This is a genomic window from Nocardia sp. NPDC088792, assembly GCF_044750615.1.
GTDB lineage: Bacteria > Actinomycetota > Actinomycetes > Mycobacteriales > Mycobacteriaceae > Nocardia.
In genome coordinates, this window is the sequence record NZ_JBIVKC010000004.1 from 51702 (window position 1) to 68071 (window position 16370).

The 16370-nt window shown below is 67.0% G+C and carries 16 protein-coding genes; 6 read left to right on the forward strand and 10 right to left on the reverse strand.

Annotation, left to right across the window (positions count from 1 at the left end; genetic code table 11):
• Positions 1-28: 28 nt before the first annotated feature.
• From prcA to dop, 4 genes are all read right to left on the reverse strand, one after another.
• Positions 29-796, reverse strand: a complete 768-nt coding sequence (prcA, locus tag ACIP5Y_RS26795) for a proteasome subunit alpha (RefSeq protein WP_400354016.1) — start codon at positions 794-796, stop codon at positions 29-31.
• Positions 793-1647, reverse strand: coding sequence for a proteasome subunit beta (gene prcB, locus ACIP5Y_RS26800; protein WP_400354018.1), 855 nt, complete (start codon positions 1645-1647; stop codon positions 793-795). The genes prcA and prcB overlap by 4 nt, the downstream gene beginning before the upstream one ends.
• The gene (locus tag ACIP5Y_RS26805; protein ID WP_400354019.1) at positions 1644-1838 is read right to left on the reverse strand and encodes a ubiquitin-like protein Pup; all 195 of its coding nucleotides are present in this window, start codon (positions 1836-1838) and stop codon (positions 1644-1646) included. The genes prcB and ACIP5Y_RS26805 overlap by 4 nt, the downstream gene beginning before the upstream one ends.
• 138 nt (positions 1839-1976) lie before the next feature.
• Positions 1977-3476, reverse strand: a complete 1500-nt coding sequence (dop, locus tag ACIP5Y_RS26810; RefSeq protein WP_397011973.1) for a depupylase/deamidase Dop — start codon at positions 3474-3476, stop codon at positions 1977-1979.
• Positions 3477-3620: 144 nt separating this feature from the next.
• Here dop and ACIP5Y_RS26815 point away from each other — a divergent pair, with 144 nt between their 5' ends.
• The gene (locus ACIP5Y_RS26815; RefSeq protein WP_400354021.1) at positions 3621-4835 is read left to right on the forward strand and encodes a DUF418 domain-containing protein; all 1215 of its coding nucleotides are present in this window, start codon (positions 3621-3623) and stop codon (positions 4833-4835) included.
• A gap of 1 nt (position 4836) precedes the next feature.
• Here ACIP5Y_RS26815 and ACIP5Y_RS26820 read toward each other — a convergent pair whose 3' ends face one another.
• Positions 4837-5541 carry a TetR/AcrR family transcriptional regulator gene (locus ACIP5Y_RS26820; RefSeq protein WP_400354023.1) on the reverse strand — a complete coding sequence of 235 codons (705 nt, stop codon included), beginning with the start codon at positions 5539-5541 and terminating at the stop codon, positions 4837-4839.
• A gap of 95 nt (positions 5542-5636) precedes the next feature.
• Here ACIP5Y_RS26820 and ACIP5Y_RS26825 point away from each other — a divergent pair, with 95 nt between their 5' ends.
• Both ACIP5Y_RS26825 and ACIP5Y_RS26830 read left to right on the forward strand, forming a co-directional pair.
• Entirely contained in the window at positions 5637-6548 is a 912-nt protein-coding gene (locus ACIP5Y_RS26825) for a diiron oxygenase (protein WP_400354025.1), read from the forward strand.
• Positions 6545-6892: a DUF4873 domain-containing protein gene (locus ACIP5Y_RS26830; protein ID WP_400354027.1), complete on the forward strand. Its 348-nt coding sequence runs from the start codon at positions 6545-6547 to the stop codon at positions 6890-6892. The genes ACIP5Y_RS26825 and ACIP5Y_RS26830 overlap by 4 nt, the downstream gene beginning before the upstream one ends.
• A gap of 16 nt (positions 6893-6908) precedes the next feature.
• On the opposite strand, the gene ACIP5Y_RS26835 is transcribed toward ACIP5Y_RS26830, so the two are convergent.
• Complete coding sequence (locus ACIP5Y_RS26835; RefSeq protein WP_400354029.1) at positions 6909-7598, reverse strand: TetR/AcrR family transcriptional regulator; 690 nt, start codon at positions 7596-7598, stop codon at positions 6909-6911.
• Between the two features lie 130 nt (positions 7599-7728).
• On the opposite strand from ACIP5Y_RS26835, the gene ACIP5Y_RS26840 reads away from it, so the two are divergent.
• Positions 7729-8184, forward strand: coding sequence for a nitroreductase/quinone reductase family protein (locus tag ACIP5Y_RS26840; RefSeq protein WP_400354032.1), 456 nt, complete (start codon positions 7729-7731; stop codon positions 8182-8184).
• An 8-nt stretch (positions 8185-8192) separates the two neighbouring features.
• Here ACIP5Y_RS26840 and ACIP5Y_RS26845 read toward each other — a convergent pair whose 3' ends face one another.
• From ACIP5Y_RS26845 to glnA, 4 genes are all read right to left on the reverse strand, one after another.
• The gene (locus ACIP5Y_RS26845) at positions 8193-8555 is read right to left on the reverse strand and encodes an arsenate reductase family protein (RefSeq protein ID WP_400354035.1); all 363 of its coding nucleotides are present in this window, start codon (positions 8553-8555) and stop codon (positions 8193-8195) included.
• 24 nt (positions 8556-8579) lie between these two features.
• Entirely contained in the window at positions 8580-10916 is a 2337-nt protein-coding gene (locus ACIP5Y_RS26850) for a hypothetical protein (RefSeq protein WP_400354037.1), read from the reverse strand.
• A gap of 221 nt (positions 10917-11137) precedes the next feature.
• Positions 11138-11497, reverse strand: a complete 360-nt coding sequence (locus ACIP5Y_RS26855; RefSeq protein WP_400354039.1) for a nuclear transport factor 2 family protein — start codon at positions 11495-11497, stop codon at positions 11138-11140.
• A 75-nt stretch (positions 11498-11572) separates the two neighbouring features.
• Positions 11573-13009: a type I glutamate--ammonia ligase gene (gene glnA, locus ACIP5Y_RS26860; RefSeq protein ID WP_400354040.1), complete on the reverse strand. Its 1437-nt coding sequence runs from the start codon at positions 13007-13009 to the stop codon at positions 11573-11575.
• A 333-nt stretch (positions 13010-13342) separates the two neighbouring features.
• On the opposite strand from glnA, the gene ACIP5Y_RS26865 reads away from it, so the two are divergent.
• Both ACIP5Y_RS26865 and ACIP5Y_RS26870 read left to right on the forward strand, forming a co-directional pair.
• Positions 13343-15145: an AMP-dependent synthetase/ligase gene (locus ACIP5Y_RS26865; RefSeq protein WP_400354042.1), complete on the forward strand. Its 1803-nt coding sequence runs from the start codon at positions 13343-13345 to the stop codon at positions 15143-15145.
• Positions 15146-15155: 10 nt separating this feature from the next.
• Complete coding sequence (locus ACIP5Y_RS26870; protein WP_400354044.1) at positions 15156-16361, forward strand: PucR family transcriptional regulator; 1206 nt, start codon at positions 15156-15158, stop codon at positions 16359-16361.
• The last annotated feature ends 9 nt before the right edge of the window (positions 16362-16370 follow it).

Below are 16370 nucleotides of genomic sequence, written 5' to 3' on the forward strand. Positions count from 1 at the left end.
ATCCCGGATATCGGGATTCGCTTCGGGCCTAGGAGGGGTCGCCCGCTCCGGGCTTGTCGGCCTCGGCGGCAGCCTTGGCCGTGGCCTTCTTACCGGTGATCAATTCCTGCAGCGCCGCACCCTGCACCCGGCGGAACGACCGCCGCGGCCGGGACTGCTCCAGCGTCGCCACCTCGAGCGAGGACGATCCGACGGTGCGCTTTTCCTTGTCGCCCTCGGGAACGGCCTTCTGCAGCGCCTGCATGGCGACGGTGACCGCCGAATGCAGATCCATGCCCGCCTTGTAGGAAGCCTTGAGCGCCGTGACGATCGGCTCGGTATTGCCGCCCATCACCACGAATTCCCGTTCGTCGACAATGGATCCGTCGAAGTTGATCCGGTAGAGCACCGAGTTCGATTCCTGCTCCGGATAACCCACCTCCGCGACACAGATCTCCACCTCGAACGGCTTGAGCTGATCGGTGAAAATCGTGCCGAGGCTCTGCGCGTAGAGATTCGCCAGGAAGCGGCCGGTGACATCGCGCCGGTCGAACTGGTAGCCGCGCAGATCCGCCTGCAGAATGCCGCCGCGGCGCAGGCTTTCGAACTCGTTGTACTTGCCGACCGCGGCGAAACCCACCCGGTCGTACAACTCACTCACCTTGTGCAGTGTGGCCGAAGGGTTCTCGGCCACGAACACCACACCTTTGTCGTACACCAGCACCACGACACTGCGGCCGCGTGCGATGCCCTTGCGCGCAAGTTCGGTCTTGTCGCGCATTATCTGTTCGGCCGATGCGTAATACGGCAGTGTCATGATTCGCCGCCCCCTTCCGCGGCCAGCGCGGACCGATCGGCCACGACCGTCCGCGTGATCTCCGCCAGCCGATCCTCGGTAACCTCAACGGAGCCTTCGGAATCGATGACGATCGCCGTCGGGTAGATGCCCCGCAAGGTGTCGGGGCCGCCGGTGGCGGTGTCGTCATCGGCGGCGTCGAACAGCGACTCGACGGCGATACTCAGCGCCTGGTCCTGATCGATGCCACGACGGTAGGTCTTCTTCAGCGAGGACTTGGCGAACAGGGAACCCGACCCCACCGCGGTGTAGCCGAAGCGCTCTTCGCTGCGGCCGCCGACCACGTCGTAGGACACGATGCGGCCCTGCTTGTCCACGTCCAGCGCGTCCGGATCGAAACCGACCAGCAGCGGCACCACCGCGAGGCCCTGCAGGGCCGCGGGGAGGTTGTCGCGCACCATCTTCGACAGCTTGTTGGACTTGCCGTCGAAGGTGAGGGGAATGCCCTCGATCTTCTCGTAGTACTCGAGCTCCACCGCGAACAGGCGGATCATCTCGATGGCCATGCCCGCGGTGCCCGCGATGCCGGCCGCGGAGAAGGTGTCGGTGATGTACACCTTCTCGATATCGCGGCTGGCGAGCAGGTTGCCCTGGGTAGCCCGGCGATCGCCGGCGATCAGCACGCCGCCGCGGAAGGAGACCGCGACGATGGTGGTGCCGTGCGGGGCGATATCCGCCGGTACACCCGAGGGTGCACCGGCGGTACGGAAATCATTGCCCGGCAACAGTTCCGGGGCGTGCATCCGCAGGTATTCCGAGAAGGAGGATTGGGCGAACCCCGTCTGGAGCCGCAGGGGGTCACCTTGGGTCACTGGCCGCCCTTCTGCACGTAGGCGCGGACGAAGTCCTCCGCGTTCTCTTCGAGGACATCGTCGATCTCATCGAGCAGGTCGTCGGTTTCCTCGGCCAGTTTCTCGCGACGCTCCTGACCAGCAGCACCGTCCGGGCCCGGGCCCTCGTCCTCGTCGCCACCACCGGTGCGCTTGGTCTGCTCTTGTGCCATAGCAGCCGACCTCCTCTGTGATCATCGGCGAGCACCGGTGATTACCCGATGCCCGTCCCCCAACACTACCCATCAGCGGGGACAACATGCCGGATTAAACCCGAATGTGGCTCCGCCGCGATCTTCCGTACGCAGGCCCTAGTGCGTGAGTTGGCGCACCAATTCGGCCGCGGTGTGCACTCCGTCCAGGAGTTTGCCGACGTGGTTCTTGGTGCCGCGGCGCGGTTCCAGGGTTGGAATCCGCACGAGTGAATCCCCGCCCAGGTCGAAGATGACCGAGTCCCAGCTGGCCGCCGCGATATCGGCGCCGAAGCGGCGCAGGCATTCACCGCGGAAGTAGGCGCGGGTATCGGTGGGCGGGTTGGTCATCGCCTCGAGCACGTCCTGCTCGTTGACCAGGCGCTGCATGGAGCCGCGCGCGACCAGGCGGTTGTAGAGGCCCTTGTCCAGGCGCACATCCGAGTACTGCAGGTCCATCAGGTGCAGCTTCGGGGCCGCCCAGGTGAGGCCCTCACGATTGCGCATGCCTTCCAGCAGGCGCAGTTTCGCGGTCCAGTCCAGCAGATCGGCGGTTTCCAGCGGATCGCGCTCGAGCAGATCGAGTACGTGCGCCCACTTCTCGACCACGTCCTGCACGCGCGGATCGTCATTGCCGATGCGGTCCATGTACTTCTCGACGCGGTCGAGGTAGATGCGTTGCAGCGCAAGGCCGGTCAGCTCGCGGCCGTCCGACAGCGCGACGGTGGCGCGCAGCGTGGGATCGTGGCTGATGGTGTGCACGGCCGTGACCGGGCGGGCCAGCTGCAGATCCGAGAGATCCTCGCCCGCTTCGATGAGATCGAGCACCAGTGCGGTGGTGCCGACCTTCAGGTAGGTGGACCATTCCGCCAGGTTGGCGTCGCCGATGATGACGTGCAGCCGGCGGTACTTGTCCGCATCGGCGTGTGGTTCGTCACGTGTGTTGATGATGCCGCGCTTGAGCGTGGTCTCCAGGCCGACCTCGACCTCGATGTAGTCGGCGCGCTGCGAGAGCTGGAAGCCGGGCGTATCGCCGGACTGCCCGATGCCGACGCGGCCCGAACCACACACCACCTGACGCGAGGCGAAGAACGGCGTGAGCCCCAGAATGATCTGGTTGAACGGCGTTTCACGGCTCATCAGATAGTTCTCGTGGGTGCCGTAGGAGGCGCCCTTGCCGTCGACATTGTTCTTGTACAGCTGCATGCGCGGGGCGCCCGGCACGCTGGAGGCGTAGCGGGCGGCGGCCTCCATGACCCGCTCGCCGGCCTTGTCCCAGATGACCGCGTCGATCGGGTCGGTGACCTCGGGCGCGGAGTATTCGGGGTGGGCGTGGTCGACGTAGAGGCGGGCCCCGTTGGTGAGGATCATGTTCGCGGCGCCGACCTCGTCGGCGTCGATGACCGGCGCGGGCCCGTTGAGCCTGCCGAGATCGAATCCGCGCGCGTCGCGCAGCGGGGATTCCACCTCGTAGTCCCAGCGAGTGCGCTTGGCGCGCGGCACGCCCTCGGCCGCGGCGTAGGCGAGCACCGCCTGGGTGGACGTGAGAATCGGGTTGGCCGACGGCTCGGAAGGCGTCGAAATGCCGTACTCGACCTCGATTCCGATGATGCGCTGCATGGTGACGAGCCTAGGCGACGCCGGCGCGAATCGGGCGCGCCCGGGTCAGGGTTACCCCGGAATCCCCGATCATTCCGGAGAGGGATGCGGCGTCGTCCTCACGAGCGATCCGCCCGCACCCACCCGCGCGGCACAATTGCCCGCATGGCCGAACCGCTACCCCCGATTCCCTCAGGCGGTTCGGCCATCTCGGCGATCACCACATCGAATTCCGTTCCCGCCCAGCCTGGTTCGTCCCGCCTGCCCGCGCTCGACGTGCTGCGCGGCATCGCCATCCTGGGCACCTTGGGCACCAATATCTGGATCTTCACCGAGGTGGACGGACTGCTCGGCTATGTGCGGCACGGCGATGAACCCACCGGGGCCTGGCTGTGGGCCGAAAAGATCCTCGAACAGCTGGCGCAGGGCAAGTTCCTGGGGCTGCTGACCATCATGTTCGGCATCGGGCTGGCAATTCAGCAGCAATCCGCGGTGCGCGGCGGGCGGCGCTGGCCGGGCGGCTACCCGGTGCGGGCAGGGCTGCTGTTCCTCGACGGTCTGGTGAACTTCCTGTTCGTCGCCGAATTCGATGTGCTCATGGGCTATGCGGTGACGGGGCTGGTGGTGGCGTTCATCCTGGCGCGCAGCCCGCGGGTGCAGCGCCGCTGGCTGATCGTGGCGGCGAGCATTCACATCACCATCCTGACCCTCCTCGGAGTGGGGATGGCGCTTGCGCCCCAGCGGGATTCGGGTCCGCCGTCGCGGCTGGATCCGAATCCCTATGCGGACGGGTCGTTCTGGGATCTCGTGGTATTCCGCGTGCAGCACGCCCTGGTGTTCCGGCTGGAGCCGATCTTCATCTTCCCGATGTCGATCGCGTTGTTCCTGCTGGGCGCGTTCCTGTTCCGGGCCGGTGTGTTCGAGGCGCGGGGTGCGCGGATCCGGAAGCGGCTCATGATCATCGGCTTCGGCATCGCCGCGCCGATCGATCTGATCGCGGGCGTGCTGGGCGGCGATCTCATCCTGCTGACCCGCTACGGCACCGCGCCGTTCGTATCGCTGGGCATCCTGGGGCTGGTCGCGGAGTTCTACACGCATCGCCCGGGGCCGGGTGTGCTCGCACGGCGTTTCGCCGAGGTCGGCCGGATGGCGCTGAGCTGCTACATACTCCAGAACCTGGTGTCCGGATTCCTGTGCTACGGCTGGGGTCTCGGCCTGACCTCGCTGGTGTCGCCGAACGCGCGGGTATCGTTCACCGTCGGCATCTATCTGCTGGTCTGCGCTTTCATGCTGACGTTCGCGCACTGCTGGTTGCGCCGCTTCGAGCGCGGCCCGGTGGAGTGGCTCTGGAATCGCGGCTACACCGTACTGACCCGCTGATTCAGGCCCGGGCGACCTCGGCGCGGGCGATCACGTCGGCGAGCACCGTATCGCGGGTGAGCGGGACGTCCAGGCTGCGCGCATTGCCCTCCAGCAGGGCCAGCACCGATTCGGTGAGGATGCCTTCGACCTGTTCCGAGGTGAGGGTCGGAGCGGCGCGCCAGCTGTTGACGACGCCGTCGACGAACCCGACCATGCCGAAGGCCATGGGGCGGGCGCGATTGCGGTCGATGCCGAAGCGGTTCAGGGATTCGGCGAACAGGTCGGCGAGCTGACCGCCGATGCGGTCGCGGGCGCCGGCCAGCGCGCCGGAGGATTCGCTGTGCGGGTCGGCGGCGGTGAGGAAGCGGTGCAGGTGGGGGTGGCGTTCGATCCAGCCGACGTAGGTGCTGATGGCGCCGCGCACAGCGTCTTTCATGGTGCCGTCGGGGCTCAGTCGCGGAAGCAGTTCGGCGAGCAGGGATTCCAGGATGTGGCGGCGGATGGCCTCGTCGAGGTCGGCGCGGCCGTCGAAGTGGCGGTAGACGACCGGGCGCGGGACGCGCAGGCGATCGGCGATCTGCTGCACGGAGATCTCGGTGCCGTGCTCTTCGATGACGGTGACGGCGGCGTCCAGCATGTCGGCGCGGCGGCGGGCCTTGTGGCCGTTCCAGCGGGTGCTGCGGCCGTCGGCGGCGGGCGGCGTGGGTGAGCTGGTACCGGTCATTCGCCTCACGATACCCACCTGTTCATTGACCGCTACAGCATGTAGCACTAATGTGAGTGTAACAGCCTGTATCAGTAAACGAGTCAGGAGCCGTCATGGGCGACGACGTTGTCACCAAGGACGCAGCGATCTCCCGCGAGTCCTTCGCACAGCGCCTGCTGATCGGATCGGTGAAGAAGTCCTACGATCCCGTGGTCGACATGGATTGGGACGCACCACTGGACCCCGGCAAATTCTTCCTGCCACCCGAGGTGGTCTCGCTCTACGGCACCCCATTGTGGGAGGCCATGACCCCCGAGCAGCGCCGCGAACTCTCCCGCCAGGAACTGGCCAATGTGCTGTCGGTGGGGATCTGGTTCGAGAACCTGCTCAACCGCCTGCTGCTGCGCGAACTCATGTCCGGCGACCCCACCTCGCGGCACTCGCACTACACGCTCACCGAAATGGGCGACGAATGCCGGCACATGATGATGTTCGGCAAACTCATCGACCGCATCGACGCGCGGCCCTACTGGCCCAGGCCCGCAGGACGACTCGTGATCAGCTCACTACAGGTGTTCCTGCGCGGATCCATGGTGTGGGTGGGCGCACTGGTCGGCGAGGAGATCTTCGACGCCCTGCAACGGCGCACCCTCGACGATCCGGAGCTACAGCCACTCGTGGCGCGCGCCATGCGGATTCACGTCACCGAGGAGGCGCGGCACATCGGGTTCGCGCGAGATGCCCTGGCGCGCCGCGCACCCGAGCTGTCGCGCTCCGAAATCGCCTACACGCGACTGTGTGTCGCGGTGGCGGCGCCACTGTTCGTCTACCTGCTCACGAACCAGCACATGTACCGCCGGGCCGGTCTCGAGCATCCGCGCGCCGCGCGCCGGGTGGCACGGCACAATCCGGCGGCCAAGCGGGCCTTGGGCATCGGGGCCGCGAGCCTGGGCGCCTTCCTGGAGAAGCAGGGGCTCATGGGTTCGATCGGCAAGCGGATCTGGCAGCAGCAGGGGCTGCTGTGAGGTTCGGGCGGCGCCGCAGCCGCCACCAGGACACACCCGAGGCGCCCGAACCCGAACCGACGCCCGAGTATTCGGGCCCGGCGCTGTTGGACGCACCCGGTATCGAGGTGGCCGTGACCGTCAGCCTCAACGGCCACCTGGACCCGATAGACGGCGTATTCCATTGGTACGGGCGCATTTCGGCAGCCGAGGGCGTCGAAATGCCGGATCCCGGGCGCGGGCAGGTGTTTCTGACCGTGCCCGGCAGCGCCCCGGCGCGGGGTGTGCTGCAGGAGCGCGATCCCTGGGGCAATCTGCGCATCACCGGCGTGGGCACGCCACCATTTCCATTGGAGGCGGCCTAGTTCCGGCTGGGCGGGTTCAGGCGGGCAGGCCGATGAGGTCGGCCATGGTGTCGATGGCGTAGTCGAAGAACGGTCCGGCCGGGTCCATGCTGTTGTTCAGCTGGCCGATCAGTTCGAAGGTCACCACGCCGAACATCTGCGTCAGCGCCAGGAAGGTCCGCGCCACAGTCGATTCCGGTAGTCCGGGCCCGATCATCGCTGCGATCGCGGCGGATTGGGCGGACAGGTCGGGGGCCAGGGACTCCGGCGTGGTCGCCAGGACACCGTGCTGCCACGCGCGATACACGAGGCCGAGGATCGCGACCCCGGTCCGGGACGCGGGCCCGATGGTTTCCTGCGGCGCCTCGTAGCCGGGCACCGGCGAGCCGTAGATCAACGCGTACTCGTGTGGATGCGCATGTGCCCACGCACGCACGGCGACGGCCGCAGCGCGCCACTGCGCGCGCGGCGCGGCCGCGCTCGCGACGGCCTGCTCGACGTCCTCGCCGATCGCGTTGTACGCATCGATGATCAGCGTGGTCAGCAACTCGTCGCGGCTCGGGAAGTACCGGTACAGCGCGGACGAGACCATGCCCAGTTCGCGGGCGATGGCGCGCAGGGAGAGTGCGGCGGCGCCGGATTCGGCGAGCTGGCGGCGGGCGGCGTCGGTGATCTCGCGGGTGATCTCGGCTCGGGCCCGGGCGCGGGCGGTGCGGGGGACGCTCATTCGGACAGTGTGCCACGTTCCGGATCGGCGTCATATTTCGAGAGCACCGCTCTTGACAGTGCGGCCCGAGTGCGTGGACACTGCCCTTATTAGAGAGCACCGCTCTCCAATCGAGCAGAAGGAAAACATCATGGACGCCCACACCGCCGCCACCCGCTACCTCGGCCCCACCGGCCTGGACCCGATCATGAACCGGATCCTCAACCTGGTGCCCAAGCTCGGCATCAGCGTCGCCGGCTCCCGCCTGCTGGCCGTGCGCGGCCGCAAGACCGGCGAATGGCGGACCACCCTGGTCAACCTGCTGACCACTCCCGACGGCACCCGCTACCTGGTCGCCCCGCGCGGGCACACCCAGTGGGTGCGCAACCTGCGCGTCGCCGGCACCGGCGAACTGCGCCTGGGCCGCAAGAGCGAAACCTTCACCGCCGTCGAACTCGCCGACGCCGACAAGATCCCCGTCCTGCGCGCCTACCTGGAGCGCTGGGGCTGGGAGGTCGGCAAGTTCTTCGAAGGTGTCACCAAGGACGCCACCGACGCCGAATTGGCCGAAATCGCACCGGGTTTCCCGGTCTTCGCCCTCGCCTGAGGACGCGGTCAGCGCAGCGCGTCGAGCGATTTCTCGTCACGGGCCACGTAGGCGCGGCCGTCGGCGGTGATCACTATGGGGCGCTGGATGAGTCGGGGGTGAGTCGCCAGGGCTTCGATCCAGCGGTCGCGGTCGGCCGGGGCCTTGCCCCACTTGGCGAGGCCCAGCTCTTTGGCCTGGGCTTCAGCGGTGCGGGTGATATCCCAGGGTTCGAGGCCCAGTTTGCCGAGGACGCCGCGGATTTCGGCGGCGGTGGGGGGATTGTCGAGATAGCGGCGTTCGACGTAGTCGGCGCCGGTCTGCTCCAGCACCGCCTTCGCGGTGCGGCTCTTCGAGCACTGGGGGTTGTGCCAGATTTCTGTCGCTGCCATGGCTGCAGCCTAAGCGGACTCCGGTCAATACCAATCCACGACCCAGCGGTACGGGCGCATCCAGTACAGGCTGGCATCGGGCGGAATCGGCGTGCCCCACCGCTGTTCGGCGGCGACGAGCAGGCCCTGATACTCGGGCGGCGGTTCGCCCTCGTGGATCTCTTCCAGATGCCGCCGCCAGGTATTGATCATCAGCGGCACGGCCTGCTGATCGCTCTCGTAGGCCCACTCGACCGACTCGAACATGAGGGTGTCGACCGCGGCATTGCTGGCATTGCGGTCACCGGTGCTGAGCGAGTGCAGGAAAGCGGAGATGAGCTTGTAGGCGATCGCATCGTGACGGGAGGTCTGGCCGTTCTCGAGCGCCCAGATACCGCCGTAGGTCGGGCCCTGCTCATCGATCCAGACCGCATGCGCCTCGGCGAACCGATCATCGAAGATGAGCGCCGTCAGCAGACTCAGCACCGACTTCCCGAGAATCAGCATGTCCGGATTACCGGTCGAGACAGCTTCGTCGATCAGCGCGCGGAAGGCCGCCGCGGCCACCCCGGGCCGCCCCGCCTCCAGCAGCGCATCCGCGGTCTCACCACCCGCAACCTGGTCTGCGGGCGGCTGTTTCGACCCGGGAATGAGGCTCACTCCCCCGGTGGTCGGCAACAGCTGCGTCGCAGTCGTATCGGCCGGAGACGACACCCCGATCATCGACAGCGACGGCACACCGGTCAGCGGATCCTCCGAAATCAGCGGCCGCTCACTCCCCGGCTGCACCAGCGGCCGGACCTCGGCAAGCACGTCCTGCGAGTTCAGCATCGTGGTCTGCGCGTCGGCCGACGCCGCGAATTCCGACGGCGGATAAAGGGGATCCGGTCCACCGGCGAACGGATTGCCCCCACCCGCAACTCCCCCCGGACCTGGGCCACCGGCCGGCGGGATTGCCCGTCCCGCGGGGCCCGACCTCGGATCGCCCGCATTCGGCCCGCCTGCCAGCGGATTCCGTGCACCCGGCGGCTGTGCGAAAGAAGCGATCCCGGTTGCGGACGAATTCGCCGCACCCGGAAACCCGGACAGCGGATCGGCCGCGTTCGCCCCACCGGCGAAGGAACCTGCCGGACCCGCGAATTCGGACTGCGGGGCGGGAGCACTCACACCACCAGCGAACGAACCCGCCGGGCCCGCAAACTCGGGCCGCGGCTCACCAGCACTCGAACCACCTGTGAAGGAACCTGCCGGACCCGCGATTTCCGACGGCGGGCCACCAGCACTCACACCACCAGCGAACGAACCTGCCGGACCTGGGAACTCGACCTGCAGCTCACCAGCGGCGAACGAACCTGGTGCGCCTGCGAATCCGGGCTGCGGATCACCGGCATTCGAGCCATCGGCCGGCGAGTTCGTGAGGCCCGGAGTTCCCGGCAGTTGATCCGCGCCGCTCAGGCGGGCTGCCAGCGGGTTTGCCCGGTCCGCGATTCCCGGCGATGGATCGACCAGGCTCGGTTCGGCTGTCGAAAAGGGTGGCGGGGCGGGAGTTCCCGGCAGCGGGCCGCCGGCGTTCGGACCATCGGCGAACGAACCTGCCGCGCCTGCGAAACCGGACCGCGGATCACCGGCACCCGGGCCGCCGACCGGCGGGTAGGCCGGACCGGGAGCCCCTACGGGATCGGTGGCGTCCGGGCCGGCGAGCGGCGCGCCGGGCATTCCGGGTGGGGTGTCCCGCATGACCGGGGAGTTCTGCAGGTATTCCAGTGCCACGCGCGCGAATTCATTGTCGTGGCTGGTCAGCCAGTCGTGGCCGGCGCGGAGGAGGTTGATCTGGCGGGGGCCGCCGCCGTTTTCGATGGCTGCACAGAGGGCGTAGTAGCCGTACGCGCGAGGTTCGTCGCGGCCTTCGCCCTCGACGACCAGGAGTTCGGCGTATCTGCTTGCCAGGTCGTGTCTTTCGATATCGCCGAGCAGGGTGCAGGCGGTCATGGCGGCCATCAGCACTTCGTCGTGGTCGCCGTGCGCGCGGCGCAGATCGATGCAGCGGTCGGCCATGATGACGGCGCTATCGGGGCGGTCGAGCTGGGTGGCGGCCTCGATGGCCATGGAGTACATGGTGGCGAGGGTGGCGGGCGGGATATCGGCGGGGAAGCGGGCGGGGCCGTGTTCGGCCAGCTGCAGGGTCTGGGCGAAATCGCCCGCGGCGAAAGCGGACCGGAAGCGGTAGGAGATGATCCAGCCGTAATCCTTGGGATCGGGCGCGGCGAGTAAGGCGTCGTCGAATGCGGTCAGGTGAGCGAGGGCAGCATCGGCCTGCCCGGCATCCAGCATGCCGCTCGCCTCGTTCATCACTTCGACGAACGCACTTCGATCCATGGCCATGTCGCCTTCCCGCATACTTCAGCCCCGGATCGTATGGCGCACCGCACGACTCGCGGGCGCAGTGAGGGCAACGTCATAGTTTGAAATCGCCCCGCATGACCGGCCTTGCGCCCCAGTCACATTCGTCACCCTAACCCGCTCCCCCGACAGTGGAGCAAAGACGCAGGCACTGCCGGTGTTTCACAGTGCCGCGCCTCGCTGTCCGACTTCTCCAGGCTAGCTCAGGCCGGAACCTTGTCCAGGAAGCCCTGTACGCGGCCGATCCGGCCGTCCTCGAGGGTGATCACATCGAAGCCGATCACCAGCGGCTCGGCGGCCCCGGGCGCACCGAGCGTCCAGGTGAACCGGGCGATATCGTGATGCCCGTCGACCGGTCCGAGCCCGAATTCCAGTCCCGCGAACTGTTCCTGCGCGCCGGCCACCATGGCGTCGACGGCCTCGGTGCCGCGGATGTCCACCAGCGGATCGGTGAATTCCACGTCGACCGCGTACAACTCGTCGATCAGGGCGCGGCGCTTGCCCGCATCCTTTTCGTTCCAGGTGTCGATGTAGCGCTGTGCAATGTTGTCGTATTCGCTCATGCACCAAGCTTCTCGGACTCGGTGCATGGAGTCGATTACGTGTCAGGTAATGCCGTGGCCTGCCACGATGGCCTTCTATACGTCGTAGTAGAGCTCGAATTCGTAGGGGTGCGGACGGATATTGATCTCCGCGATCTCGGTGTCGCGCTTGATACGGATCCAGGTGTCGATGAGGTCCTCGGTGAACACGCCGCCCTGGGTGAGGTATTCGTGATCGGATTCCAGGCGATCGATGACCTCCGACAGACTGCCGGGCGTCTGGGTGACCTCGGCGCTCTCCTCGGGAGTGAGTTCGTAGAGGTCCTTGTCGACCGGTATAGGCGGCTCGATCTTGTTGGTGATGCCGTCCAGACCCGCCATCATCATGGCGGCGAACGACAGATACGGGTTGCCGGAGGAGTCGGGACAACGGAATTCGAGGCGTTTGGCGGCCGCGCTGGTGCCGGTCACCGGAATTCGGACGGCGGCCGAACGATTGCGCTGGCTGTACACCAGATTCACCGGCGCCTCGAAACCGGGCACGAGGCGCTTGTAGGAGTTCACGGTCGGATTGGTGAAGGCCAGCAGGGACGGCGCGTGATGCAGCAGTCCGCCGATGTAGTGCCGGGCCAGATCCGAGAGCCCCGCGTAGCCGGCCTCGTCGTAGAACAGCGGTGAGCCGTCCTTCCACAGGGATTGGTGGACGTGCATGCCGGAGCCGTTGTCGCCGAACAGCGGTTTGGGCATGAAGGTGACGGTCTTGCCGCCCGCCCAGGCGGTGTTCTTGATGATGTATTTGTAGAGCATGAGGTCATCGGCGGCGGCGAGCAGCGTGTTGAACCGGTAGTTGATCTCGGCCTGGCCGGCGGTGCCGACCTCGTGGTGGCCCTTCTCCAGTTCGAAGCCCGCGTGCATCAGGTTGGTGCACATTTCATCGCGCAGGTCCACGTCGGCGTCGTAGGGGGCGACCGGGAAGTAGCCGCCCTTGGGCCGCACCTTGTAGCCGCGGTTGGGGCTGCCGTCGGGGTTGAATTTGGCCCCGGTGTTCCAGTCCGCGGAGACGGAATCGACTTCGTAGAACGCGCCGTTCATGGTGGTGTCGTAGCGGACGGAGTCGAAGATGTAGAACTCGGCCTCGGGCCCGAAGAAGGCGGTGTCGGCGATGGCGGTGGAGCGCAGGTATTCCTCGGCCTTGCGCGCCACATTGCGGGGGTCGCGGCTGTAGGCCGCGCGGGTGTGCGGGTCGTGCACGAAGCAGTTGATATTGAGTGTCCTGGCGGCGCGGAACGAATCCAGTTGCGCGGTGCGCAGGTCCGGTAGCAGCAACATGTCGGATTCGTGGATGGCCTGGAATCCGCGGACGGAGGATCCGTCGAAGGCGATGCCGTTCTCGACCAGATCCTCGCCGAACATGCTCGCGGGTACGGAGAAGTGCTGTTGCACGCCGGGGACATCACAGAAGCGGATGTCGACGTATTCGACTTCCTCGGCGTTGATGAATTCCTGCACTCCGCTGGTAGTAGGGGTGATCACCGGTGGCTCCTCACGGCCGCACCGCTACCCGATCGGACGGCTCCCGGTGGGTATCCGGCGGTCCTCATAGTGCTAACACGATACGTCGATCACGGTGCCGTCCGGACTCGAATCCGACTGCGTAACAAGATCATTCGTTAATTCTGGGATACGTCACCCACACGCGCGGTATGGCGGCGGTAAACCTTCCCCATAGACTTGTGCATCATGCACAAACTGAAAAGCGCAGTTCTTGTCCATTGCCACTGGTTCCGGGCGCCCTTTGTGCGGTCTGCTGGATAGCATCCCGAGGGCGCGCCTGCCCTCGTCGACGCTCGAGCCCTGAGGTAGGTCGTGAATTCATCAACGGTTGCCGGCCCCGCCCCGCGCACGCTGTGCGAGGCGTTCCAAGCCAATGTGACCCGCTATCCGGACGCGGTCGCACTGCGCACCATGGGCGGCGGCACCACCGTCACCTGGAAGCAGTACGGCGACCGAGTGCGCGCCATCGCCACCGGACTCGCGGCCCGCGGCATCGGCCACGGCGACACCGTCGCCCTGATGCTGACCAACCGGCCCGAATTCCATCTCATCGACACCGCCGTCCTGCATACCGGCGCGACACCGTTCTCGGTGTACAACACCAATCCGGTGGATCTGCTCGTCTACCAGTTCGGCAATGCCGGCAACAAAGTCGTGGTATGTGAACGCCAGTTCGCCCCGCAGATTTTGCAGGCCGTGGAAAAAGCGGCGGCCCAAGGCATTAACGTAGAACTCGTGATCTGCGTGGACGAGGACGTGACGGGGACGGTCTCACTCGCCGCGATCGAGGCCACCGAGAACGACGGCTTCGATTTCGATGCCGCCTGGCGCGCAGTCGATCCCGAGGATCTGCTCACCATCGTCTACACCTCCGGCACCACCGGCCCGCCCAAGGGCGTGGAGCTGACCCACACCAACTTCCTGGAGAACGCCCGCGTCGTCGAGGAATTCGGCGGCGGGTCGACCGAGGATCGGGTGGTCTCCTATCTGCCGGACGCGCATGCCGCCAATCGCTGGTTCGCGCACTATCTTTCGATGATCACCGGCGGGCAGATCACCACCTGCCCCGACCTCAAGCAGGTCGCGGAGGCACTGATCGAGGTGCATCCGACAGTGTTCCTGGGCGTGCCCCGCGTATGGGTGAAGGTCAAAGCGGCGCTGGAGGATCGGTTCACCACCGAACCCAGCCCCGCCAAGCGCCTGCTGGTGGACTTCGCCATTCGCACCGGCCGCGCCCGCGCCCGCGCGATCTCCGAGGGTCGCAACCGGAACCTGGTGGAGAAAGCGCAATTCCAGCTCGCCGACCGCCTCGTCCTGTCCGCCATCCGGGAGCGGCTGGGCCTGGACAAGGTGCGCATCGCGGTCACCGGGTCCGCACCGATCCCCAAGGACACCCACGAGTTCTTCCTGGGCCTGGGCCTGCCGCTGTGCGAGGGCTACGGCATGACCGAATGCACCGCCGGCGCCACGGTCGGCCGCCCCGAGCGCATCAAGATCGGCACCGTCGGCACCGCACTGCCCGGCGCCGAGGTCCGCATCGCCGACGACGGCGAGGTTCTGGTGCGCGGCAAGATGGTCATGCGCGGCTACCGCAATGCGCCCGACAAGACCGCCGAGACCATCGACGCGGACGGCTGGCTGCACACCGGCGATATCGGCGAACTCGACGCCGAGGGCTACCTGTCGATCGTCGATCGCAAGAAGGAACTCATCATCAATGCGGCCGGCAAGAACATGTCGCCGACCAATATCGAGAACACTGTGACCGAATCCACACCGCTGGCGGGCACGGTGGTGGCCATCGGTGAGGGCCGCTCCTACAACACCGCGCTCATCCTGCTGGACCCGGAGCTGGCCGCCGCCTTCGCGGAGCGCCACCAGCTACCCGACCGCACCATAACCGCCCTGGCCACGGATCCGACCGTGCTGGCGAGCCTGCAGGAGGGCATCGACGCGGCCAACGCCAAGCTCTCCCGGGTGGAACAGATCAAGAAGTTCGCAGTCGTCCCCGAGGTGTGGACACCGGGCAACGACTGCCTCACGGCGACCGGAAAACTCAGGCGCAAACCCATAGCTACCGCTTACGCGGCTACTATCGAAGCGCTGTACGCGTAGTAGGAGAGTTATGCAGACGCGAACCCGGGATCGAGCGCTGGAAGAGCTGTATCGGCGAGCGGTCGCGGCCAGGGAAGAATTCCCGACCGCGCTGCCGCCGTACCGAACCCTGCCGCAACCACTGGTGGCCAGCGGTTTCGAGCGCGGGGCCAAGCTGAATGTCGATCTGTTCTTCGACTTCCTGCGCAGCGGCATCACCCCGACCGAGGACGACACCCGAGAAATCGTGGAGATCGCGGTCGGGCGGGTTCGCGACGGAGAACCCCTGGAAGAGGTGCTCGGCCGCTATCGCGCCGGGGCCGAGCACATTTGGCAACGCCTGCGCGACGCCGCCTCGACCACCGAACGCGAACTGCTCGCCGATGCCGCACTCCCCCTGCTGCACTACGTGACCGTGGTGACCACCCGCATCGCCACGGCCTACGTGCAGCGCGTCCACGATCCGCGCTGGGAGCTGCTGGAACGCCGCCGGACCATCGCCGATGCACTGCTGACCGGCCACGATCCCATCGAATGGGCCGACGAACCGGCCATCGCCGTACCCGACGCCTTCCTCGTCGCAGTCTTCCGCCTGAGCTCGGCCCGCATCGCCGATACCAGCGAACTGCGGCACCGCATCGAAGCCATTCCGGGGGTGTTCCTGCGGCTGGACAGCGGCGGCTGGACTGCCCTGCTTCCCCTGCAGCCGGGCGATGACGGGACCGCTACCGCGGGCTCCCTGGCTTCGCGCCTGCCCATGCTGCCGTCTGGGCAGACTGCACAAATCGTGTCCCGCGCGAACCCGCCCGCGCCGTTCTGGGTGGGCGTGTCCATGGCGCGTACTCGCGCCGAGGTTCCCGAGGTCTTCGCCGAGGCCCGCCTGCTCGCGGAACTGGGCCGGTGCCTGGATCGCCCGCAGGTGGTGTGCCGGCGCGCGGATCTGATGTTCGAATACACGGTCGCCGCAGGGGGTTCGGCGCGGGCCGGGCTGGCCGCCGTGCTCGCGCCCCTCGATACTCAGCCGCTGCTCGCGGAAACGCTGGAAGTGTTCGTGGACACCGGTTTCAACCAGCTGGCCACGGCACGGCTGCTCAATATCCATCGCAATACGGTCACCTACCGACTGGCTCGCGTCCACGAGCTCACCGGCCTCGATCCGCACCGGCCCACCGATGCCATGACGCTGTCCGCGGCCCGGATTGCCCGGCGCCTCGAATCGGCCTCGTTCGCACCGTAATTCGGGTGC

Coding starts and splice junctions, on each gene's coding strand:
- prcA (WP_400354016.1), bottom strand. CDS start 796: ATGACACTGCCGTATTACGCATCGGCCGAACAGATAATGCGCGACAAG.
- ACIP5Y_RS26805 (WP_400354019.1), bottom strand. CDS start 1,838: ATGGCACAAGAGCAGACCAAGCGCACCGGTGGTGGCGACGAGGACGAG.
- dop (WP_397011973.1), bottom strand. CDS start 3,476: ATGCAGCGCATCATCGGAATCGAGGTCGAGTACGGCATTTCGACGCCT.
- ACIP5Y_RS26815 (WP_400354021.1), top strand. CDS start 3,621: ATGGCCGAACCGCTACCCCCGATTCCCTCAGGCGGTTCGGCCATCTCG.
- ACIP5Y_RS26820 (WP_400354023.1), bottom strand. CDS start 5,541: ATGACCGGTACCAGCTCACCCACGCCGCCCGCCGCCGACGGCCGCAGC.
- ACIP5Y_RS26825 (WP_400354025.1), top strand. CDS start 5,637: ATGGGCGACGACGTTGTCACCAAGGACGCAGCGATCTCCCGCGAGTCC.
- ACIP5Y_RS26835 (WP_400354029.1), bottom strand. CDS start 7,598: ATGAGCGTCCCCCGCACCGCCCGCGCCCGGGCCCGAGCCGAGATCACC.
- ACIP5Y_RS26840 (WP_400354032.1), top strand. CDS start 7,729: ATGGACGCCCACACCGCCGCCACCCGCTACCTCGGCCCCACCGGCCTG.
- ACIP5Y_RS26845 (WP_400354035.1), bottom strand. CDS start 8,555: ATGGCAGCGACAGAAATCTGGCACAACCCCCAGTGCTCGAAGAGCCGC.
- ACIP5Y_RS26850 (WP_400354037.1), bottom strand. CDS start 10,916: ATGGCCATGGATCGAAGTGCGTTCGTCGAAGTGATGAACGAGGCGAGC.
- ACIP5Y_RS26855 (WP_400354039.1), bottom strand. CDS start 11,497: ATGAGCGAATACGACAACATTGCACAGCGCTACATCGACACCTGGAAC.
- ACIP5Y_RS26870 (WP_400354044.1), top strand. CDS start 15,156: ATGCAGACGCGAACCCGGGATCGAGCGCTGGAAGAGCTGTATCGGCGA.